The 21,977-nt window shown below is 58.0% G+C and carries 20 protein-coding genes; 13 read left to right on the top strand and 7 right to left on the bottom strand.

Annotation, left to right across the window (positions count from 1 at the left end; all coding sequences use genetic code 11):
* Window positions 1–63: 63 nt before the first annotated feature.
* Window positions 64–1,899: a malto-oligosyltrehalose trehalohydrolase gene (gene treZ, locus H6F57_RS21095; RefSeq protein ID WP_190628299.1), complete on the bottom strand. Its 1,836-nt coding sequence runs from the start codon at window positions 1,897–1,899 to the stop codon at window positions 64–66.
* A 186-nt stretch (window positions 1,900–2,085) separates the two neighbouring features.
* Between treZ and H6F57_RS21100 the strand changes: the two genes are divergently transcribed.
* Window positions 2,086–3,822 carry an RluA family pseudouridine synthase gene (locus H6F57_RS21100; protein ID WP_206754732.1) on the top strand — a complete coding sequence of 579 codons (1,737 nt, stop codon included), beginning with the start codon at window positions 2,086–2,088 and terminating at the stop codon, window positions 3,820–3,822.
* 1 nt (window position 3,823) lies between these two features.
* Here H6F57_RS21100 and H6F57_RS21105 read toward each other — a convergent pair whose 3' ends face one another.
* Window positions 3,824–4,105 carry a hypothetical protein gene (locus H6F57_RS21105; protein ID WP_190628302.1) on the bottom strand — a complete coding sequence of 94 codons (282 nt, stop codon included), beginning with the start codon at window positions 4,103–4,105 and terminating at the stop codon, window positions 3,824–3,826.
* A 261-nt stretch (window positions 4,106–4,366) separates the two neighbouring features.
* Here H6F57_RS21105 and H6F57_RS21110 point away from each other — a divergent pair, with 261 nt between their 5' ends.
* Both H6F57_RS21110 and H6F57_RS21115 read left to right on the top strand, forming a co-directional pair.
* Entirely contained in the window at window positions 4,367–4,621 is a 255-nt protein-coding gene (locus H6F57_RS21110) for a helix-turn-helix transcriptional regulator (RefSeq protein ID WP_190628304.1), read from the top strand.
* Window positions 4,575–4,808: a hypothetical protein gene (locus H6F57_RS21115; protein WP_190628384.1), complete on the top strand. Its 234-nt coding sequence runs from the start codon at window positions 4,575–4,577 to the stop codon at window positions 4,806–4,808. The genes H6F57_RS21110 and H6F57_RS21115 overlap by 47 nt, the downstream gene beginning before the upstream one ends.
* Before the next feature lie 12 nt (window positions 4,809–4,820).
* Here H6F57_RS21115 and H6F57_RS21120 read toward each other — a convergent pair whose 3' ends face one another.
* Entirely contained in the window at window positions 4,821–5,147 is a 327-nt protein-coding gene (locus tag H6F57_RS21120; protein ID WP_190795042.1) for a hypothetical protein, read from the bottom strand.
* A gap of 22 nt (window positions 5,148–5,169) precedes the next feature.
* Here H6F57_RS21120 and H6F57_RS21125 point away from each other — a divergent pair, with 22 nt between their 5' ends.
* The 5 genes from H6F57_RS21125 to H6F57_RS21140 all read left to right on the top strand — a co-directional run bounded on the left by H6F57_RS21125 (window position 5,170) and on the right by H6F57_RS21140 (window position 8,298).
* Complete coding sequence (locus tag H6F57_RS21125; RefSeq protein ID WP_190628306.1) at window positions 5,170–6,468, top strand: NB-ARC domain-containing protein; 1,299 nt, start codon at window positions 5,170–5,172, stop codon at window positions 6,466–6,468.
* Window positions 6,459–7,025 carry a tetratricopeptide repeat protein gene (locus H6F57_RS27195; RefSeq protein WP_199294851.1) on the top strand — a complete coding sequence of 189 codons (567 nt, stop codon included), beginning with the start codon at window positions 6,459–6,461 and terminating at the stop codon, window positions 7,023–7,025. Before H6F57_RS21125 ends, H6F57_RS27195 begins: the two co-directional genes overlap by 10 nt.
* Window positions 7,026–7,037: 12 nt before the next feature.
* Window positions 7,038–7,292, top strand: a complete 255-nt coding sequence (locus H6F57_RS27200) for a tetratricopeptide repeat protein (RefSeq protein WP_199294853.1) — start codon at window positions 7,038–7,040, stop codon at window positions 7,290–7,292.
* 185 nt (window positions 7,293–7,477) lie between these two features.
* Window positions 7,478–7,696, top strand: coding sequence for a DUF2283 domain-containing protein (locus H6F57_RS21135; RefSeq protein ID WP_190628307.1), 219 nt, complete (start codon window positions 7,478–7,480; stop codon window positions 7,694–7,696).
* 128 nt (window positions 7,697–7,824) lie between these two features.
* The gene (locus tag H6F57_RS21140; RefSeq protein ID WP_190628310.1) at window positions 7,825–8,298 is read left to right on the top strand and encodes a hypothetical protein; all 474 of its coding nucleotides are present in this window, start codon (window positions 7,825–7,827) and stop codon (window positions 8,296–8,298) included.
* Window positions 8,299–8,430: 132 nt separating this feature from the next.
* Here H6F57_RS21140 and H6F57_RS21145 read toward each other — a convergent pair whose 3' ends face one another.
* From H6F57_RS21145 to H6F57_RS21155, 3 genes are all read right to left on the bottom strand, one after another.
* Entirely contained in the window at window positions 8,431–8,994 is a 564-nt protein-coding gene (locus tag H6F57_RS21145) for a GNAT family protein (protein ID WP_190628312.1), read from the bottom strand.
* 98 nt (window positions 8,995–9,092) lie between these two features.
* Window positions 9,093–10,574 (bottom strand): MBOAT family protein, encoded by a 1,482-nt coding sequence (locus tag H6F57_RS21150; RefSeq protein ID WP_190628314.1) that lies wholly within the window; start codon window positions 10,572–10,574, stop codon window positions 9,093–9,095.
* Window positions 10,571–13,753: a DUF1574 domain-containing protein gene (locus tag H6F57_RS21155; protein ID WP_190628316.1), complete on the bottom strand. Its 3,183-nt coding sequence runs from the start codon at window positions 13,751–13,753 to the stop codon at window positions 10,571–10,573. Before H6F57_RS21155 ends, H6F57_RS21150 begins: the two co-directional genes overlap by 4 nt.
* A gap of 380 nt (window positions 13,754–14,133) precedes the next feature.
* Here H6F57_RS21155 and H6F57_RS21160 point away from each other — a divergent pair, with 380 nt between their 5' ends.
* The 3 genes from H6F57_RS21160 (at window position 14,134) to H6F57_RS21170 (ending at window position 18,541) form a co-directional block, all read left to right on the top strand.
* Entirely contained in the window at window positions 14,134–14,367 is a 234-nt protein-coding gene (locus H6F57_RS21160) for a hypothetical protein (RefSeq protein WP_199289779.1), read from the top strand.
* 177 nt (window positions 14,368–14,544) lie between these two features.
* Entirely contained in the window at window positions 14,545–17,655 is a 3,111-nt protein-coding gene (gene ppc / locus H6F57_RS21165) for a phosphoenolpyruvate carboxylase (RefSeq protein WP_190628318.1), read from the top strand.
* A 334-nt stretch (window positions 17,656–17,989) separates the two neighbouring features.
* Window positions 17,990–18,541 carry a GNAT family N-acetyltransferase gene (locus H6F57_RS21170; protein ID WP_190628371.1) on the top strand — a complete coding sequence of 184 codons (552 nt, stop codon included), beginning with the start codon at window positions 17,990–17,992 and terminating at the stop codon, window positions 18,539–18,541.
* A 168-nt stretch (window positions 18,542–18,709) separates the two neighbouring features.
* Here the strand turns inward: H6F57_RS21170 and H6F57_RS21175 are convergent, their stop codons facing one another.
* Window positions 18,710–19,060 (bottom strand): nucleotidyltransferase domain-containing protein, encoded by a 351-nt coding sequence (locus tag H6F57_RS21175; RefSeq protein WP_199289781.1) that lies wholly within the window; start codon window positions 19,058–19,060, stop codon window positions 18,710–18,712.
* Window positions 19,061–19,259: 199 nt separating this feature from the next.
* On the opposite strand from H6F57_RS21175, the gene H6F57_RS21180 reads away from it, so the two are divergent.
* Both H6F57_RS21180 and H6F57_RS21185 read left to right on the top strand, forming a co-directional pair.
* Window positions 19,260–19,802, top strand: coding sequence for a hypothetical protein (locus tag H6F57_RS21180; protein WP_242024921.1), 543 nt, complete (start codon window positions 19,260–19,262; stop codon window positions 19,800–19,802).
* A 184-nt stretch (window positions 19,803–19,986) separates the two neighbouring features.
* Window positions 19,987–21,717: an ATP-binding protein gene (locus H6F57_RS21185; RefSeq protein ID WP_190628320.1), complete on the top strand. Its 1,731-nt coding sequence runs from the start codon at window positions 19,987–19,989 to the stop codon at window positions 21,715–21,717.
* Window positions 21,718–21,977: the final 260 nt, after the last annotated feature.

Here is a 21,977-nt window from a genome sequence, read left to right on the forward strand (position 1 = left end):
GGATAACCCATAGCTCTCTAAACGCCCTGGTTAATACCAGGGCGTTTAGAGAGACAACCATTCTTACGTCGTTGTATAGAGGGTAAACCCAAGGGGGGGCAGTTCTAGGGACTGGGCCTCAGTAATTTTTTCGGGGAGGGATGATCCTGGGCCGGCCCACTCGGCGGCGGCGGAGTCAAAGGTCACCACCCAGGGCTGTTGGGGCGACGCCAGGTCGATGACGCTGACGTTTTGGTTGAAGTTCATCAGGCACATCAGCTGCCCATCGGCGATCGCTCGGCGATAGACAATCACCTTGGTGTCTTCGTCGCTGCTAATCTCCATGTCCTTAGAATAGGACGGCGCATTGAGCTGGAGCTGTCGCCGCAGCTCCAGCAGGCGTTGGTAGTAGTTCAACAGCGTTTTGTGCTTGCCTTCGCCGCGCAGATGCCAGTTCAATTTTGACGCTTCGTAGGTGGCCACCTCGTGGGCGGGGGCGGGTTCACCAAAGCCGTGGGCTTCTTTGAATTCGCGCTTGCGCCCTTCGAAAACGGCCTTAATTAGATCAGGATCACTGTGGTCAATGAAATAGTTAAAGGGGGCTTCCTCACCATATTCTTCGCCCATAAAAATCAGGGGAATGTAGGGCGAGGTCAGCAGCACCCCTGCCGTCAGCTTGAGGGCATCAAAGGGCACCAGCTTAGTAAGGCGATCGCAGCCTTTGGCATTGCCAATTTGGTCGTGGTTTTGGGCACAAACAATGAATTGATCGGAGGGCAAATTGGTGGCTGAATTGCCGTGTCGTCGATGCCGAAAAGGCGAATAGGTGCCGCTATAGACAAAGCGATCGCGGATTGCCGTCGCTAGGGCCTCGCAGGTGCCAAAATCTTGGTAATAGCCGTAGCGTTCGCCGGTAATTAGCGTGTGCAGCGCGTGGTGAAAATCGTCGCTCCACTGGGCGCGCAGGGCATGGCCCCCCTGCTCAGCGGGGCGAATAACGCGGGTGTCGTTGAGGTCGCTTTCAGCGGTGACATACAGCGGCTTGCCCACTTGCTCAGACAGCTCCGCCACGGCCTCGGCCATCTCGGCCAGCAGGTGCTTGGCGCTAAAGTCGTAGATGGCGTGAATGGCATCGAGCCGCAGCCCGTCAATGTGAAACTCGCCCAGCCAGTAGAGCGCATTTTGAATGCAGTAGTGCCGCACCCCGTCAGACCAGGTGTCGTCAAAGTTGATCGCATTGCCCCAGGGCGTGGTGTATTTATCGGTGGTGTAGGGACCGTAACTGCCGGTGTAGTTGCCCTCTGGCCCCAAGTGGTTGTAGACCACGTCGAGGATTACTGCCAGCCCTTCGCGGTGGCAGGCATCGACCAGGCGCTTGAGCCCGTTGGGGCCACCGTAAGAGTTTTGGGTGGCGTAGGGAAACACGCCGTCGTAGCCCCAGTTGCGCTCGCCGGGGAACTGCGACACTGGCAAAATTTCGACGGCGGTGATGCCCAAAGCTTTGAGGTCAGCTAGCTGGGCGATCGCTGAGTCAAAGGTGCCTTCGGCGGTAAAGGTGCCGACATGCAGTTCGTAGATAACGTAGTCTGACCAGGGAATATTTTTCCAGGCCTCGTCGCCCCATTTGTAAGTAGTGAGGTCGACCACCGCTGAGGGGCCATGCACCCCTTCTGGCTGATAAAACGAAGCCGGGTCGGGCCGCACATCGGCCTCGTTTATGCAGTATTGATACTGTGTGCCTTCGGCTACATCATCAACCCAAATTGTCCAATAGCCTTCCTCACTTTTCTGCATAGGAAAAGAGGCTTTTTTAGGCGAGAGAAGCCGCAGCTCGACGGAGTCTAGCTCAGGCCCCCAAAGTGTAAAATGGCACTGTCCATTGTCTTGGAGAATGGCTCCAACTTTGAGGTCTGATCTCATGGGGAATTATCTTTGGTTAGGCGAAGGTAGAGGGTAATGCCTAAGCGAAGCATCACGCTCCGTTACTTTATCAGCGCCAAACTGATCCCCAATCTCCTCTTAGATAGATCTTGATCTTTACTTAGACAGAAATCATGGTGTTAACCGAAAGTCCTGCAGTCGGAAGTATTGGAACCTTTTCTGACCGTGCCTGACCTACTCTTTCATGCTCTTGACGCCTTTTTAGGCCAGGTGCCGCTGGCTGACCCAGGGGCGGCTGACTACTATTACCAGGGCTACTGCCCCCGCTCTGGGCAGCATTACCGGTTGCCCCGCACGGTGCTAGCTCGGGTGATCGCCCAGGCACTCATGGCCCAGCTTGGCGACGCCCACGCAACCGAGGGCAAGATGTTTGGGGTGCTGGTGGTGCAATCGCCAGACGGGGAGATTGGGGTACTTAAGGCGTTTTCGGGGCTGTGGCAGGGGCAAGCGCGGGTGCCCAACTGGGTGCCGCCAATACCGGGAAGGCATGAGGTAACGCTGCAAGAGGCCCGCACCCTCAATGCGCTGGAGGTGATTAAAGACCGCCTGCTGGTGTTGCAGCAGTTGCCTGAGCGGAAGACCTACGCTCGGTTGCAGGAAAAGCAGGCTTGCGATCGCACCTTACTCAACCAGCGGCACCGCGATCGCAAACAGACCCGCGACCTTCAGCGCCAAACCTTGGTTAGCACCCTCACCGGAGATGCACTTGCGGACGCTCTAGCGGTCTTGGAGCAGGAGAGCCGGGGTGATAAGGCTGAGCTACGACAGTTTAAACAGCGGTGGGGCGATTGCCTCGCCGATCCAGAAGCCACCGTCCAATCTGCCGACGCCGAAGTTGCCGCTCTTAGGCAACAGCGCCGCGCTCTATCCCGCCAGCTCCAAGCTGAGATGCACGCTGCCTATACGCTCACTAACTTTGCAGGCGAATCCCTTGCCATTGAGAATTTAGCGGGGCAGGGCAATCTGCCTACGGGTACCGGCGACTGTTGTGCCCCCAAGCTGCTGCACGCGGCGGCTCAGCATGGCCTGGTGCCCCTGGCTATGGCCGAGTTTTGGTGGGGATCGGCTCAGGGCGACAAGCAGCCCGGCGAATTTTATGAGGCCTGCACCGATCGCTGCCAGCCAATTATGGGGTTTTTGTTGTCAGGATTGTCGGCCCAGGTTTTGCAGATGGCAGACATCCCCGTAGGGGCGCAGCATGCTGCGCCCCTACAACCCCCGCAAACGGGGAGCATTCAACCAGGGTTTGAGATTACTGTTCTATATCAAGACTCGTGGCTGATCGCGGTGGATAAACCGGCGGGGCTGCTGTCAGTGCCGGGGCGCTACAGCGATCGCCAAGACAGCGTGCTCACCCGCCTGCGATTGGCCCTGCCCAAGGGATCGTTTCTGCAACCTGTGCATCGGCTCGACCAAGACACCTCTGGGGTGCTGGTGCTGGCACTCGATGCCGAAACTCACCGCCAGCTCGGCCAGCAGTTTGAGCAGCGCCAGGTGCAGAAGACCTACCAGGCGATCGTGGTGGGGGATGTTGGTGGATCATCGGGGATCATTGACCTGCCGCTCTGGGGCGACCCGACGCAGCGGCCCCGGCAACAGGTGAATTGGCAGCACGGCAAACCCAGCCAAACCAAGTTTGAGGTGCTGGGCCGTGAGGGAGCGCTAACGCGAATCGCCTTTTACCCGCTGACGGGGCGCACTCACCAGTTGCGGGTGCATGCGGCCCATCCCCAGGGGTTGGATGCGCCGATTTGGGGCGATCGCCTCTATGGTCAGAGTGAACCGGGGCAGCGGCTGCACCTGCACGCTCAATCGCTGCAATTTGTTCATCCTCATAAGAAGGATGCGATTCCCCTTGGGATCGCTTCGCGAATCGCCCTAGACTCTGCTGTGCCGTTTTAGCTTAGGTGGTGGGGCGGTCGCGTTGGCTGTAGCGCAACACATCGCCAGCATCGGGGCGAATGATCAGGCCGTTTTCGGGAATGTCGATCGCATGGCTCCAGCTGACGCGCTCCAGGTAGCCGAGCAGGTGCAGGCGATCGATGGCGTGCTGGGTGTCGTCGGGGGAGCCGACTAGGTAGTGCCGCAGGCGGCGGTGCGGCACCACAGCTATAGGAATTGTATGCAGCGGAGTCTGTGCCGCCATACACAGGTAGGGCGGCAAAAAAGATTGAGTTTGCAGCATTTAGAAAGTCCTCAACAGCAGAACGAAGCGTAGGGTGGGCACTGCCCACTACCTAGGGTCAAAGCCTTTTAGCAGATCGCGTGGGCAGCAAAAACTAGCCCCCGCGATCGCAGATGGCAAAAGAACATGATGGGTAACGGTAGAATGGGGCACGACAGCAGGAACGTCCCTATAGGTAGGGCTGGTGCTGCCATCGACTTACATACGCCATTATGACGTGCCAATCATCAATACGTCAATATGGCGTGTCATCTGTGTTAAATGAAAAAAGATCGGCGTCCCCAGGAAAGTGATTCCCCTATTGAAGAACTTAGGATTCAGCGGACGAATTTGTCCCAAGCTGAATTCGCTGTTCACTGTGGGATTCCGCTGCGGACGTATCAACGATGGATTGCCGGGGCAACTGAGGCAAAGTTAACGCCCCAGCAGTGGAAAGCGTTGATGAGTGTTTTGAACGTTCAATCGGTCGATGAAATCCCCAACGATTTTGCTGGTAGTGAAGGGGTGCCTTTGTAGCCTGGGCAAAGCGGCTCTTTCAAGGTGGCTGTTTGAGGCGGGGTTGGATGGTGGGCGGTGCCCTTACCAACGCTGGATTGCGGGCAAGACCGAAGCGAAGTTGAGCCTTGCCCAGCTCAAAGCGCTCAGCCGCGAACTGGGACTTGAGCGAATAGAAGATATTCCCGACGATTTTTCGGCTAGGTAGGGACGATCGCCGCTACTTTTGGCCTGTTTCAACAAAAAGACTTGATCTTTCGAGCAAATCACTCGGCGTTTCGAGCAGATGACTCGGCGCTTCGAGTAAATTGCTCGGCATGTGGAGCAAATCACTCGGTATTCCGAGAAAAAGACTCGGCGTTCCGAGTAAGTCGCTTGGCGTTTGAAGCAAATCACTCGACGTTCCGAGTAAATTACTCCAAACTTGGAGTAAACCTCTCGAAATCTTGCCTTCTTGAGCAAAGAGTCTTGCCTGTGCCCATTGAAGTTGAGAAAGTGGGGTTGATGGGCACGCTACAGGCTGGTTGCAAAGGCTAATAACCAACATGGCGGCAGAAAATTGATTTGCATTGTTTGATAGCCTGAGCAATCTAACACCCCAGGAGTTTGAAAAGCTGGTATTTGCCCTCCAGCCGCCCGCAGGCATTGTGCCAGGGCTGGTAGCACCCCAAGGCGATCGCGTGGCTGCTTTGCTGAATTGGGCAGAAAGCTCTACCGGCAGAGGGCTGGATAAAGTTAGAAGACTACTCGGTCAATTAGACAGGTTGCTGTCGCCGCTAAAGGCTTACCCCAGCAACTTACCCCGCAGCGGTGCAGTCAACTTTGTGGGCCGCGAAACAAACCTGGACAACCTCCACACCCAGCTTCATCAACCAGATCGCATTGCCATCACCGCCCTGCGCGGCATGGGGGGCATTGGCAAAACCGAGCTGGCTTTGCAATATGCCCAGCACCACCGCGATCAGGGCACCTACCCCGGCGGCATCTGCTGGCTGCAAGCCAGAGATCAAGATGTTGCCAGCCAGATTGTCCGATTTGCAGAAACCGTGGGGATGTCAACCCCCGAGGGTGAATTGGCCGACCAGGTAGCCTACGTATGGACACATTGGCCCCTGACGCCCTCAGCCATGCTGGTCATTTACGACGATGTGGCCGAATTTGCCAACATTCAGCCCTATTTGCCCCCCGATACAGAGCAATTTCGAGTGTTGCTGACCACGCGGCAGCGCTTCTCAGGCATAAACAGCCTAGAGATCGATGTGCTTAGCCTAGACGCCGCCCTCGACTTGATGCGCTCTATTGGGGGACTAGACCGCATCAATGCTCAGTTGACCGAGGCAGCAGCCCTTTGTGCGCGATTAGGTCACTTGCCCCTAGCGCTGGAACTGGTGAGTCGCTACCTAGAGCTAGATGAAGATTTGACCATTTTAGAGGTGCAGGCAGAGCTGGATGAAATGCGTACCTATGCTTACGCCCTGCTAAAAGACGAGTCTGCGGCTACTATGACGGCAAAGCTAGGGGTAGCCGAAGCCTTTGAACTTAGCCTGCAAAGACTAAACGAGGCCAGCCAAACCCTGCTCACGCTACTGAGCCTTTTTGCCGCAACGCCCATAGACTGGCAGTGGGTGCAGACCTGTTTAGGTGATGTGCCAACGCCTATTCTGCGACAGCAGCGCAATAAACTGCTGCAAAACAGTCTGCTTCAACGAGTTGGCACAGAAACCTATCAACTCCATCCGCTGATTCAAGAATTTTTGCGGGTGCGATTTGCCACCTTAGACGGCACTGCGCCGTTGCAACAGAGCTATTGCAAGGAGCTGCTAACCAAATTGGTCAAACTCAAACTCAGGACAACATCTTGCGACTAACGCCACTCATTCCCCACGTGGAAGAGGCTGCAACTACCTGGCAGCGATTTTTGACCGATGAGGATTTTATCAACCCTGCTACTAGAGTTGGAATGTTTTATTACAGCCAAGGGGCCTTTCGGCAGGCCGAGCCGTGGTGGGAGATGGCGTTGAATAGCGGGCGCGATCGCCTCGGCTCGGCCCATCCCGATATCGCCCACAGCCTGAACAATCTCGCGGCCTTATACGAATCACAGGGGCGCTATAGCGAGGCGGAACCGCCCTTGCAAGAGGCGCTGGCGTTGAGGAAACAGCTGCTCGGTGAGGCCCATCCCGCTGTGGCCACTAGCCTGAACAATCTTGCGGTCTTATACAAATCACAGGGGCGCTACAGCGAGGCCGAACCGCTCCACCAAGAGGCGCTGGCGCTGAGGAAACAGCTGCTCGGCGAGGCCCATCCCGATGTCGCCCACAGCCTGAACAATCTCGCGGCCTTATACGAATCACAGGGGCGCTACAGCGAAGCCGAACCGTTCTATCAAGAGGCCCTGGCACTGATGAAACAGCTCCTCGGCTAGGCCCATCCCTCTGTGGCAACCAGCCTGAACAATCTCGCGGTACTGTATCGATCGCAGGGGCGCTACAGCGAGGCGGAACCGCTTTACCTGGCCGCAATAGCAATTGTTTATCAACGGCTAGGAGAAAATCATCCCAATACGCAAACTATTCTCGGTAACTTTGTCGTCCTCCTGCAAGCAGTTGTTGCCGCCGGGCAAGCCCACATTCTCTCCGATCACCCCCTCACCCAAGACCTGTTGCGCCAGGTTCAAGAGCAATCCCCATAGGCCACACCGCACCGGTCACCCATATCGAGTTTCCCTCCATAGGTCAGCGGTGCATCCAGGCCACCGCCACCGGGCTAACCCCTGATGCATAGCGACAATGCACCCTACGCTAGAAAAGGTTTCCAGATCAACAACAACTCGCTGTGCAAATTCTTGTCGATCAAACTGAAGCAGGGAGAGCAACTATGGCCCAATCTGTAAAAATCTGGTTTGACCCCGAAGCCGACTTCCTCGAAGTACTCTTCTCAGATGCCCCCGGCTACCTGCGCGAAACCGACCACGACGCCATCATGGAACGGGTAGATGACCAGGGCAACATCCTAGGTTTTTCTGTACTCAGCGTTAGCAAACTCTCCAAAGAGAAGCCCATCTACGCTCAGCTAATAGCACCCAATGCGGCATAGACAGCACTTAGTGCATTCACGTAACAACGCACTACGGGTAAGGCGCGGGAGAAAAATCGAATCCTTATAAAGATCTTGTATTTGCGGCTGGGAATCTTGAGAAAACCATCCTGAGAGGCACCTACCTTATGACCAGCAACTACATCAGCGCCACCCTTTCCCCCCAAGCCCGCGACGAAATCATGAGCGCGATCGCCACTATTCGCGACCAGCTCCCCTTCATCCTCGATGTCGCCCCCAAAGTCAAACGCTCCATGCCCAAAATGGGCGACAAAAGCCGCGCCTTTGTGCAAAAAGCCCTCGATGTCGCCATCCAGCACCCCGACTTTTTGCCCCGCTCCTTCGACATCGCCGAACTCCAGCGCGACGTCCACCTGTTTGAGACCATCTATCCCCTGGCCATGGCGATCGCCCAGCTCCAGGCCGACCTCGACGACACCCTCGCCGCCGTCGGCAGCGACGCCTTTACCGCCGCCCTTCAGGTCTACCGCCACGCCAAAGCCCACGGCGACGGCAGCGGCCTCGACACCCTAGTCGAAGATTTGGGCCAGCGCTTCGATCGTCAGCCCCGCAAAAAAGCCCCCGCCGAAGCCACAAAGTAGTGGCAAATCCACCAACCCCATTTGATTCGTCAACCACCACTCCGTAGGGGCAAACGGCGTTTGCCCCACCCAGTCTAGGGCCGTCAAACCAGATCCCCCGCAGGGCGCATGCCATGCGCCCCTACATTGGCGTCAACCCTCCCTACCTTTTTCCCAGTCCTCACGCAGCAGACCGTAGAGGGCCACATCGCGATACACCCCCCACTTCGGCGTTTGCCGCCGCCGATAGCCCTCCTGCGCCATACCCAGCTTTTCTAGCACCCGGCCCGAGGCAAGGTTGTCGCCAAAACGTATAGCATTAACGCGGTTCAGCCCCAGCGTGCTAAACCCAAAGTCCACAACAGCAGCCCCGGCTTCGGTTGCATAGCCCTGACCCCAGTAAGGCTGCCCTATCCAATAGCCCAGCTCTGCCATGTTGTAAGCCGGATACAAGGCCAGCCCCACCGAACCGCAGAGATTTCCGTCAGGCAGCGTAATGGCGTAGTTAATGGCTTTCTTCTCAGTCCAAGCCGCTAGCCGTTGGTTAATCCACTCCTCTGCCTCGGTTTCGCTGTAGGGATGGGGAATCGAGAGGGTGTATTCAGCAACGGCGCGATCGCCCGCCAGCGCCACCACCGCCGCCACATCCACCAGCACAAACGGCCGCAGCACCAACCGCAACGTACATAGAATTGGCTGCTCAGTAGGTAAATCCATAGGCTCTAGGCGGGACGGTTTCGCTCTCACTCAACACCAACGGGTAGCGTTAACTCCGCCCCCAGTCCCCACCCCCTCACTCCCCACTCCCAGCCTACTTAGAAGTCGAAATAAATATACGGCAACGTCTCCGCCGGGGCCAGCAGCCAGGCCAACACGCTAAACAACGGTACCAGCAGCAGCTTCACCGGCCAGCTCAGCTCTAGCTTGAGTCCCCGCTTGACCACGTAGGCCCCGGCCATCAGCCCCACCACGCCACAGAGCAGCAGCAGCAGTTGCGTAAAGGTAAACCCCAGCGATTCTAGGTAGACCAGCTGGCTAAACTGCGCATCCGACGGGGTGCCCCAGAGCCGCTGTAGGGCCAGGGTGTAGCGATCGGGCTCAGGCAGCCGAAAGAACAGCCAGGTAGCAAACACCAGCGCCTGGGTCAACAGCCAGCCCACCAGCGTACCCGGCAGCGTGCCCCAAAACGCCTTCAGTTTGGGCACCGCTTTGCCCCACGATTGGGTGAGGCGATGCACCACCAGCCCCGCCCCGTGAATGGCACCCCAGATCAAAAAGCCCCAGTTGTTGCCGTGCCAGACCCCTGCGATCAGCATCACCGCCATCAGGTTGATGCAAGTGCGCACCACCCCCCGCCGCGATCCCCCCAGCGGAAAGTAGAGATAGTTGCGCAGCCAGTCGCCCAAGGTGATGTGCCAGCGCCGCCAAAAGTCAGCCAGGCTGGTGGTGAAATAGGGGGCGTCGAAGTTTTGGGGCAGGTTAATGCCCATCAACAAGGCGCTGCCTCGGGCAATGTTCACATAGGCGCTGAAGTCGAGGTAGAGCTGAAGGCCGTAGGCAAAGGTGGCCAGCCAAATGTCAGCGCTGCCTGCCCGCTCCAGGTTGTCGAAGCTGAGGTTGACCAAAATGGCAATGTGGTCGGCAATCAGCAGCTTCTTCATTGCGCCGTAGGCGATTAGCCACAGCCCCTCGACGGCGGTGTTGAGGCCCGGCGGCTTTTGCTGCTCGACCTGGTCGATAAACGGGTGAAACCGAGTGATAGGGCCAGAAATGAGTTTCGGGAAGTAGAGCTTGTAGGCAGCAAAGTCAGAGAAGTTGAGCGCCGCTGGCGACCCCCGATACACATCCACCAGGTAGGCGATGCACTCAAAGACAAAAAAGCTCAGCCCCAATGGCATGATGATGCGGGTGAGGGTGTCGTTGGGGGCGGTGCCCAGCTCGATCCCCAGCCAGCGAAACAGCCCTTCGGCATACTTAAACCCCAGCAGCAGGGCCACGTTGATGCCCACGCCCAGCCACAGCAGGCGAGTGCGGCGCTGATTCCAGCCCCGTTCAGCTAGCTGCCAACGGGGGTTGGGGATGCGCCAGTCGAGGGGGGCAGCGATCGCATTGCCGACAAAAAACGTCACGATCAGCACCGCCACCATCAGCAGCAGATACTGCACCTGAATCGAGGCGTAGAAGATTAAGCTAGCCACCACCAGCAGCCACAGCCGCGCCTGCAACGACTCCAGCGTCCAAAACACGCCGACAACGCTGAGCAAAAACAGGGCATAGACCAGGGAGGGCAGGGTCATGGCAGGGCGGGGGGAGCAGGGGGAGCGGCGGGGCGGGGCCAGGCAATCAGCGGGTCTTGCCCCAGCTGGCTAGAAACCTGGTAAGCGCCGTAGCGGTTCAGGTGGCTGGGGTCTGAGAAGTAGTCGTAGCGATCGGGCCAGAGCTGGGCAAAGTCGCGAAAGAGAAACCCGGTTTCGGTGGTGGAGAGCTTGAGCATGTGCTGCAAGAACTCGGCCTCAGCATCTCGCCGGTAGTCGTCGAGGTATTCATCGGTGAGGGGGGTGTTGATGAACACGATGGGAATGTCCTGCTCCTGGGTAAAGCTGAGCAGATTGGCAAAGGCTTCCACCTGCTGGCCCTCTAGGCGAAAGCTATCGTAGTCGCCGTCGTAGCGACCCGAAACCCGGGCAAAGTCTTGGTAGTAGGTGGCTGGATTAAACCGCACCGAGAGAGCCAAAAAGCCGTCGAAGTCGATGGTGCTGCCCTCGGGCATGGCAGCGTCGAGGCCCTCTTCGCTAGAGCCGGTGGGGGTGGGGGTGGCAACCATCAGCCGCTGCTGAAACCAGCCCTTGAGCCGATCGCGATCGCTATACACTGCCGAGACAGTGGCCAGCCGACCGCTAAGCCACTCATCCATCGCGGCGTAGCTCTTGGGCAGCGACCCGGTAGGCGTCTCGGAGCCACCTAAGGCCGTAGGGTCGTCGGGGGTGGCAATGGCCTCGACGGCCTCGGCGCGGCGGCTGGCCACCTCGAGGTAGCCAGGGGAGGCCGCAATGGCGTTATAGGTGGCATCAACTCGGCCGCTGTTGAAGGCCCGCGCCCCGTCGGCCCAGATAATTAGCTGAGGCAGCTGGTCGGGCTCTAGCACCTGGCGAATCACCAGGTCAACTACCTGGGCGGTGGCCCCGTTGATGCCAAAGTTGAAGATGCTGACATTGTCGTAGCCGATGGTGGCTAGCTCTTGACGCAGGGCCGCCGGGTCAACCCCCCGCAGGGCGCGGGAGCTGCCTACAATCATCACGTCAGGGGGGCCAGACTGCTCTAAGTGCTGGTAGTAAAGGGCCAGCTTTTCGTTCATCTGGTCGCTGTTAAAGCTGGAGAACGAAGCCTGCTCGACTAGGGCATCGATGGCGACGATGGGCTGGCTGGGGCTGGTGTCGAGGGATTGTGCCCCGATGGTGTCGCCGTTGGAATCGCTGGTAAAGCCACCCTCGCCCCAGCCGTTGTCGCTGCTTTGGGAACCGGGCCAGTCAAGCTCGGCCAAGTCCTCGGCGAGGGGATCGCTAGGCTCAGGGGGTTCGGCTAGGGGAGGAGCGATGTCTTCGGCCTTGGCCTGCTGGCTCAGCGGGGTCATGATCTGCCCCAGCAGCCAGTCCACCTGAAGAGCGACGAGGATGCCGACCGCTGCCCACACTACGGCAATTTTGAACCCGTCGGAGCGGCCCAGGTCGTTTAGGCTCTCGACGCCGTCGCCCCGGTCAGGGGTGGCGCTGGTCAGTAGCTGCGATCGCAGCAGCAGCTGGCGTCCCTGGGTGAGCACGTCTTGCACCCACTGGCTGAGGGCAACGTCTTCCTCTAGCTCGGCTTCGATCTCAGCAGCGGTGACGGGGCCATCGGGCCGCACCAGCAGCTCGTTGACGTAGGAGTCGGAGGCGGTGAACTCGGGGGTGGCCTCGGGCACCAGGCGGCGACGGGCCAAAAAGTCTTGGCCGAAGGTCCAGGCGGGCTGCGACTGCCCCGATCGCCGCCCGTAAACCCGCACTCCCTCGATGCCCATGGGGCTGAGGGCCAGCAAATAGTCGTTGATGGGCGGGGCCACCAAGCGGCGGCGGGGGGCCACCGGGCCGTCGACCATAACGTGCAGCAGCCCGTCGCGGCGCAACAGCTGCACCCGCTGGCCGCCTGTGGCCAGGCGGTCGTCGAGGCTGGGGTTGAGCAGCCGGGTGAGCAGGAAGGCGATCGCGGGCAGGTCGCCAGTCTGGCCCAGGTACTCGGGGGTGTCGGCTAGGGCGCTGTGCTCGGCTGCAGGCAGGTCGAGGTAATGTACCCAGGCGGGGGTGGCGTTGGCTCCAGCTTGACCATAGATGACCGCCCGGGGAATGCCCTGGGGAGCGAGGTCGTTGAGGGGAGTCGTCAGGGCTTCGAGCACGGCCTCCTGGGCGGCTAGCCCTTCGGCCTGCTGAGTGTCGTGGTCGCCGCTCTGGGGTGAGCAGATCAGGTGCAGGGTGCCGTTGGTCAGCTCGGCGGTGACACCCAGATGCCAGCTGGCTACCGCCGCTGAGAGCAGTCGGGCGATCGCATCGGTATCGCCCCAGCGGCCCCACTCCCGCAGCATTTCCTCGGGTGGGGTGAGGTCAATGCGCAGGCTCCAGTCGGGCTTGGTTTCGCCCCGCACCTGGAGCAGCAGCACCGCATCTTTAAACTGGGTAAGCTGAAGCTGCCGCAGTCGCTCTGCCGTGGGGCGGGCAATTAGTGAGGGGTCAGGGCTATAGGTGGCCTCGCAGAGAATCCACAGCCGCGAGATAGTCGTATCGGTGCCCGCCGGGTCGTCGTCCGTGGTTTCGCCATCGTCGCCGGCGATTCGCGACGCCAGCCCGACGGGAATCGCCATCCGGTGCAGGTGGGCGGTGCCGGGGATGGCCTTAATGCTGACCCACACGCCGACATCGAGGCTGCTGAGGGTTTCACTCAGGTACCAGGCGATCGCCTCGGGGTCTCCCTTGCGGGCCAGGCTCAGGTTCGACATCACGATCGCCCCGCTGCCGCCCTCGGCCCCCCGGACCGACTGGCCCTGGTTATATTTCTCCAGCAGCGACTGGGTGGCCTTGATGTCGGCCTCATCTTGGTTTTCGAGCACCAGCTGGGCCAGGTGGCGCTCTAGCCGGTTGAGATAGATCGGGGCCGTCCAGCCGGGGGTGGGGTTGCCCTCTAGCCGGCTGTAGACGTAGAGCTGATACACCTGGGGGTAGTGCTGGCGCACCAGGTTGTCGCCGCCTTCGATCAGCGATCGCACCAGCTTGAGCAGCACCGCTGACTGATCTAGCGTCGCCGGCGTCTCGCAGAGCACGTGGAGAATGTTGCCCCGCAGCTTGATGTGTAGCTCTGCCGTGGGCAACCCCATGGCCTGCTTCAGCCAGCCCAGCACAGTGTCTGCTGGTGAGTTGGGGCTAAGGGTGGGGTTGGATAAAGACACAGGCATAGGGGGTCAGGGTAACGGCTAGGCTAAGGCCACACTCCCGAATTGTGAGACAACGCCTGGCCATGGCGCAGTCGGTTTAATTTATACCAACTCCAGCGCCAATCAGCCGATTTCTTTTGGGGCAATTTCAAAACTGGGTCAGCTCAGGTCGTGCCCAGCTGTTGACTCTATCCTACTTGCTCGACAATACAGAGATGATAGGAATCCCTGGCCAAGGCCACCTGGTCAGGCGCAAGGCCCCTTGTCTAATATATTAGTGATCAATTGCGCCGACGGTACGCCTGGGCGATCGCTCCTTGGAACCCTTCCAGCGGTGCTTCCAGCATTGGCCCCGACCCTAGATTCTCCCCTCATTTGTGCCCCCAACTTGTGATCATCTTATGACTTCGTCGCACCCGTCTGCTTCTGCCCCGATCAACCGCCAATCTGCCGAGGTGGCGGTGGGGCTGTTGGTGCCCCCAGTGCTGCTCGGTATTTTGGTGACCCGTGCCCTAGCCGATGGGCTCACCCAGCTGGGGCTGGTCAGCGAGCAAATCTTCTCGGGCGATCGCCTGCCCAACTTAAATATGCCGCCGGTTGCGCCCGAGATTGCGGACTCTGCACCAGAGGTTTAGGTTGATTTGACAAGGGTTTTCTCTTTTCTGAAAACCTTGCTAGAAGGGGGTTTGACGGATTTGGTAAGCGCTTATCAAGCTTGACGCTTTCAATTTGTTGATCTAGATAAACTTCTTCCGGTCAGGGTAATCCTATAGAATCTTTGCGATATCCCCGTTCTCTCTGCTGTCATACCCATGAGTTCAACGCTCCACTCCTCCGGGGATGCCCGGCCCGCAGCTCAGACTGACCCGGCTAGCCTGCCCGCAGCGGTGGATGATCAGTCCTCCTGGCAAGATTTGCTGCTACGCCACCGGCTGCGAGTGGTCGAAGACCTGTGGGAAAACGTGCTGGAGCATGCTTGTGGACCTGAACTCCTAAAGCTGCTCCAACAGCTGCGGCGCATGTGTTCCCCCGAGGGACAGGCCCCCACCGCTGCCGAGGCTCGGGTTAAAGCCGTAGTCGACGTGGTCGAAGCCCTCGATCTCGAAGACGCTATTCGGGCTTCGCGGGCTTTTGCCCTCTACTTTCAGCTGATTAACATCGTCGAGCAGCATTACGAGCAGCGCGATCAGCAGCAGCAGTACCGGGCCGCCTACGAAACCTCGGAGCTGGCCCAGCGCATCGGTCAATCGATTTTTGGCAATAGCAGCGACAGCGAGTCGAGCAACCTCTTCCAGGCCGACCTGCTGACCCGCAGCATTGCCGCCCCCCCCAGCAGCCGCAAAGAGGCGGGCACGTTCCACTGGCTGTTCCCCACTCTCAAGCGGTTGAACGTGCCGCCCCAGGTGATCCAAAATCTGATCGATCAGCTGGATGTGCGGCTGGTGTTTACCGCCCACCCCACCGAGATTGTGCGCCACACCATCCGCGACAAGCAGCGGCGCATCGCCAGCATTTTGCGCCAGATGGATCAAGCTGAAGAAAGTGCCCAAACCCTCGGCCTGACCTCTTCCTGGGAAATCGAAGAACTCAAAGAACAGCTCACCGAAGAAATTCGCCTCTGGTGGCGCACCGACGAGCTGCACCAGTTTAAGCCCTCGGTGCTCGACGAAGTTGACTACACCCTGCACTACTTCAATGTGGTGCTGTTTGACGCACTGCCCCAGCTCTATCAGCGGTTTGAGCGGGCGATCGCCACCACCTTCCCCGAGCTCGACCCTCCCCGCCACCGCTTTTGCCGATTTGGCTCCTGGGTAGGCTCCGATCGCGACGGCAACCCCTCTGTCACCCCCGAAGTCACTTGGAAGACTGCCTGCTACCAGCGCAACATGGTGCTCACCAAGTACATGGCCTCCGTCGATCGCCTGGTCGATCTGCTTAGCCTCTCCCTCCACTGGAGCGAGGTGCTGCCTGAGCTGCTCGAATCGCTGGAGCAGGATCAGGTCAAAATGGCCGACATCTACGACGAGCTGGCTATTCGCTACCGCCAAGAGCCCTACCGCCTCAAGCTGGCCTACATCAAGCAGCGGCTCAAGAATAGCTGCGATCGTAGCCAGCGCCTTTACCAGAGCGATCCCTTCGCCGATCACTCCAATGACCCCAGCGGCTTGCCCATCTACCGCTACGGCCACGAGTTTTTGGCCGAGCTGCGGCTGATTCAGCGCAACCTAGAGGCCACTGGCCTCAACTGCCAAGACCTCAACACCCTGATCTGCCAGGTCGAAATCTTTGGCTTTAACCTGGCCCAGCTTGACCTGCGGCAAGAGAGCACCCGCCACTCCGACGCCCTCGACGAGATCGCCGAGTACCTGCAAGTTTTGCCCCAGCCCTACAGTGAGCTGCCTGAGGCTGACAAAATTGCCTGGCTGGTCAGCGAACTCACTACCCGCCGCCCCCTCACCCCTCGCGAGCTGCCCTTCTCCGACAAAACCCGCGAGACCATCGCCACTCTGCACATGGTGCGCCAGCTTCACCAGGAGTTTGGCCCTGACATCTGCGGCAGCTATGTGATCAGCATGAGCCACACCGTCAGCGACCTGCTAGAGGTGCTGCTGTTGGCCAAAGAGGCGGGCCTCTACGACCCCACTGCCGAGCTCAGCAGTCTTCAGCCGGTACCCCTGTTTGAAACCGTCGAAGACCTCCAGCGCGCCCCAGCAGTAATGGAAGAGCTGTTTCAGCTGCCGCTGTATCGCAACCTGCTAGAAGGTCAGGCCAACCAGCCTGTCGACCAAGGCCCTGGCAGCGTGGCTACGCCTCGGGCGGTGCCCCTGCAAGAGGTGATGCTGGGCTACTCCGACAGCAACAAAGACTCCGGCTTTCTCAGCAGCAACTGGGAAATTCATAAGGCTCAGCAGGCGCTCCAGACCACTGCCGATCGCTACGGCGTCTCCCTGCGCATCTTCCACGGGCGCGGCGGCTCGGTGGGGCGCGGCGGTGGCCCCGCCTACGAGGCGATTTTGGCTCAGCCGGGCCGCAGTATTAAAGGCCGTATCAAAATCACTGAGCAGGGGGAAGTGCTGGCCTCTAAGTACAATCTCTCTGACCTGGCCCTCTACAACCTGGAAACGGTGACCACCGCCGTCATTCAGGCCAGCTTGCTGAGCAATAGCGTTGACGATATTCAGCCCTGGAAGGAGACCATGGAGGAGCTGGCCACCCGCTCCCGCAGTCACTACCGCCAGCTGATCTATGAACAACCCGACCTGGTCAACTTTTTCCACCAGGTCACCCCCATTCAGGAAATTAGCCAGCTGCAGATTAGCTCGCGCCCGTCGCGGCGGGGCGGCAAAAAAGACCTCGGCAGTCTGCGGGCGATTCCCTGGGTGTTTAGCTGGACCCAGGCTCGGTTTTTGTTGCCTTCCTGGTACGGGGTGGGCACCGCGCTGCAAGAGTTTGTAGACGAAGCGCCAGAAGAACACCTCAAGGTGCTGCGCTACTTCTACAGCAAGTGGCCCTTCTTTAAGATGGTGATCTCAAAAGTTGAGATGACCTTGGCTAAGGTCGATCTGCAAATTGCTGAGCACTACGTGCGCGAGCTCACTACCCCTGAAGATAAAGAGCGGTTTTTGGCGCTGTTCGACACTATTTCCCAGGAGTTTTACCTGACCCGCGACATGGTGCTGCAGATTACTGATTGCGAGCGCCTGCTCGATGGTGACCCCGACTTGCAGCGATCGGTCTATCTGCGCAACGGCACCATTGTGCCCTTGGGCTTTTTGCAGGTGGCCCTGCTCAAGCGCCTGCGCCAGTACAAGGACCAGGCCGCGACAGGGGTAATTCGCTCGCGCTACAGCCAAGGCGAGCTGCTGCGAGGGGCGCTGCTCACCATCAATGGCATCGCAGCGGGGATGCGAAATACGGGCTAAATGCGATCGCTCAATTTGTAATGAATAGGACGTTTTGTTCTGAGGCTGAAATGCTTGAGGAGAATAGTCTGCTTAGCCTGATCAAGCGATCGCAACAGCTAGTGTGCTGAAGTAGATTGCTGCTGAATAATGCCGACACAACGGGTATTGTTCAGCACATTTGACTGATGAGCACCTTGCTCTTCGGGCTTAACCAGCAGATCTGATACTCTGATACTTAATATACAGTTAGACTGCTCCAGTTGTTGATTAGAAGGTAGTTGAGAAACCACTGTTGACGAGCGCAGTTATGCTTAGCTGCACCCTGAAAAGCACCGGAATTTTAGTTGATTCTATGAGTCGGCAAACTTACTTGAAAGTGCCTTTTGTTTGGGAAGAGCCTAAACCGCTGGTTGAGGTTCCTTCTCGATTGGAGTTCAAAGCTGCTAAAACGCTGGGCCATGAGGTATTACTTTCAATAGTTGCTCAGGTTATGAAATCGTCGCTTGATGCCAGCGATCGAAAACAAGTTATGGAACAGGGTTCTAGCCAAGCTGCCGAGCAGTTGCTAGCCGAGTCGAAAGACGGGTTCTCGTATCAAGATGAATGGTGGCAGATAGGGGTTAGTAGCGATGATAGAATCATTGGGTTTGTTTTCCCTGTGATTTACCAAGGTGGTGCTAAAAGTGGCCTGGAAGAAGCAACCATTTATTACATAGGGGTTTTGCCAGAACATCGTGGGCAAGGCTTTGCAACCGATTTGCTGTTAAAAGGGACGAGGGTACTCCAAGATGTAGGAATTTGGAGAGTGTTCTGTGATACAGACGTGAATAGTATCCCGATGATTGCTACTTTTGAACGAGCTGGATATCAGCAGTACAGTGAGCCTTGGCAACGTCCTCTATAAGGATGCAACATATACAGCACAACAACGCTTGTGCACACCGATCGCTGAGAGGTTATTTATGAGTATCAAAAGGTATCTGCGGCGAGTGGTGGGCAGCGTTAGCCTAAGGCTTGAGTAAAAAAACAGCCTACAAGATGATGGTAAAACTCGACGTCATCTACGCTGCTTTCAAACATCCTTGTGGTAAATAGATATGCCCTTTTTGTCGATGTGTTGCTTCAAGGTCTCGTGGGTGACGGTGCCGTAGGCCACGAAGTCAAAGAAGTATGGCAGGTAGGTGTCTTCTTCGATGTCAAATTTGAGCCGAGCTGCCAACGCTGAGTTCACCCCGTCGCCCTTGATAGCAATATCCACATCGGAAGCGGGTTTGTGGGTGCCGATCGCGCGGGAGCCAAACAAAATTGCCTCTTCTACCTCAGGGTAGGCAGCGATGAACTCGATGATTTCCTCAAGCTGCTGATCCGATAATCCGTAGCTTATTGTTTTGTGTTGCGATCGCCCTCCCCAACCAGCCCCCACCCTCGCCTCAGATTTCTCCCCAACAATCTTACCGACTGGAAAAATTCGGTGTGTCGAAATCTGACCGATGCAGTAAGCTTATCGGCAGACTAAGGGTATAAGGGCCAAAATTGCCCTACAACGATGGGTTCGGGTCGGCATCGGTAAGCCCGCACAGTCAGCCAACACAAAATCGTTTGAAGGGTTGAGGAGTAACTCCATGAAAAGCTTAGGGCGTTGGATGGGGCGTACGGCAGGGGCTGCTCTGCTAGCAGTGGCTGCCACCGCTACGGGTGCGGCGATCGCCCCAGAGGCCGCTGAGGCCCAGGTAGCCTACGGTAGCTATGTCGGCATTGGGGCCGGCCTCGGCCTGACCAGCGACGCGGCTACGGGGCGTGGTGGCGGCGTGCAGGGCGTGATTTCGGGGCGCTATCGCCTGTTGCAATACCCGGTTTCGCTGCGAGCCCAGGGCTTTGTTTTTGGCGGCGATTTTGCGTTTGTGCCAACCGTCTCTTACGACGTGCCGCTGAACTGGAATACCGACGTGTATGTAGGGGCTGGAGCCTCGTTTGTCGGCGGCGGCAGCGATGATCCCTCCATTGTGGGCGACAAGACTTCCTTTGTAATTCAGCCGGGCATTGACCACCTATTCCCTAACAGCAACTTGGTCGCCTTTGGTAACGCTATTTTTGCCTTCGATGCCTACCGCCAGGGGAACAATATGGCTGTTTCAGTGCAGGGCGGCGTCGGCATTCAGTTCTAGCGATTGGGTCTAGCCCCTCGCCAACGGTTTTGATTGAGCGGTTGAGTTCTGAGCTATCCAACGAACTGGATAGCTCAGAACTCTTTTTTTGTGCTTGGGCAAGTCAGAACAAATGTATTAAAATTGGCTGAACTGAAGGGGACGATCGCGGCCTGCTGTCTAGAGTTCACACAGAGGATTATCCATGGGGATGAGTCAGCCGCTGGGGTCAGTCATCCAGGGTTCGCTGAGCCAGGGGCTAGAGGTGCGCCTGCACCCCGATATCTCAGTAGAAGATATGCGGGTGGGCAAGTTTTTGGTGGTGCAGGGGCGGCGATCGCAGTTTTTCTGCATGCTCACCGATGTCACCTTGGGCACTGGCAGCCAGCGCATTTTGGCCCATCCGCCGGAGCCATCGAACCTGTTTTTGCAGGAGGTGCTGGCCGGGACGGGCACCTACGGCACGATCAACCTGACGCCGATGCTGATGTTCACTCAAGAGAGTGACGGGGCAGGGAGTGATGGCTTAGGGGGTAGGGAGAAATCAAAGAAAAGAGCTGACAGCACCTACGGCTCGATGGAAGTGCAGAGTAGCGCTGACGTGGAGCTGCTGCCGGTGAAGACGATTCCGGCGCACTTTAGTCAGGTGTACGACGCCAGCGATCGCGACTTCCGCATTATTTTCGGCTGGGAAGATGACCCCCATCGACGCAACTTTGCGATCGGTCAGCCCATCGATATGGAGGTGCCAGTGTGTCTCGATCTCGATCGCTTTGTAGAGCGCAGCAACGGCATTTTTGGCAAGTCGGGCACGGGCAAATCGTTCCTCACCCGGCTGCTGCTGGCGGGGGTAATTCAGCGCCAGGCGGCGGTGAACTTAATTTTCGACATGCACTCTGAGTATGGCTGGGAGGCCGTTAGCGAGGGCAAGCAGTTTAGCACCGTCAAAGGGCTGAGGCAGCTATTTCCTGGTCAGGTGCAGATGTTTACCCTGGACCCTGAGGCCACCCAGCGGCGGGGGGTGCGCGACGCTCAGGAGCTTTACATTAGCTTCGACCAGATCGATGTGGAAGACCTGAACTTGGTGAGGGGCGAACTCAACCTGTCGGAGGCCAGCTTAGAGAACGCGATCATTCTGCGCAACGAGTTTGGCAAGGCCTGGATCAACCGCCTGCTGACCATGACCAATGAGGAGATTCAGGAGTTTTGTGAGACCAAGATGGGCAGCAAGTCTTCCATCATGGCCCTCCAGCGCAAGCTGACCCGGCTAGCCGATATCAAATATATGAAGGCAGCCAGCGGCACCAACTACATCACCCAGATTCTCGCGGCGATCGACGAGGGCAAGCATGTGGTGGTGGAATTTGGTTCCCAGTCGAACATGCTGGCCTACATGCTGGCCACCAACGTAATCGCCCGGCGCATCCATGCCAGCTACGTCAAAAAGGCCGATCGCTTCTTGCAGACCAAAAATGTGGTCGATCGCCCCCGTCAGCTGATGATTACCATTGAAGAGGCCCACCGCTTTCTCGACCCGGCCACGGCGCGGCAGACCATCTTTGGCACCATCGCTCGCGAAATGCGCAAGTACTTCGTCACTCTGCTGGTGGTCGATCAGCGGCCCTCGGGCATCGACAACGAGGTGATGTCGCAGATTGGCACCCGCATTACCGCCCTGCTCAACGACGAAAAAGATATTGATGCCATCTTTACCGGCGTGTCGGGGGGGCAAAGTTTGCGATCAGTTCTCGCTAAGCTCGACTCCAAGCAGCAGGCGCTGGTGCTGGGCCACGCGGTGCCCATGCCTGTAGTCGTGCGCACCCGCCCCTACGACAGCACTTTTTATACTCAGGTGGGAGCTACTGCCTGGGAAGAGCTGCCGGACGAGGTGGTGTTTAAAGCCTCAGAAATGGCCCGCGCCGATCTGGGGTTCTAGAAAGATTTTAGAGGCTAGGCACGAGAGTGAAGCGGTTGTCGTCACCCCTCTGCGATCGCTCTAACGGTTATGGCGAGACCGCTTTGGGGAATCCTGTCTAGGGGCACTTCACAAAAAAACGTTCTGGCAATCGCCCCTTCAGAAGAGGAACCAAAAACCTTCCGGATAAAAAATCTGCCTCTGGACAGAGATCAAATCTACAGACGAGTAGAGCTAGCCTGTCGTGATACCCTAATGGCTATCGTCGCTACGAATGTAGT

Source organism: Leptolyngbya sp. FACHB-60 (assembly GCF_014695775.1).
In the GTDB taxonomy this organism is placed as follows: Bacteria; Cyanobacteriota; Cyanobacteriia; order Phormidesmidales; family Phormidesmidaceae; genus Nodosilinea.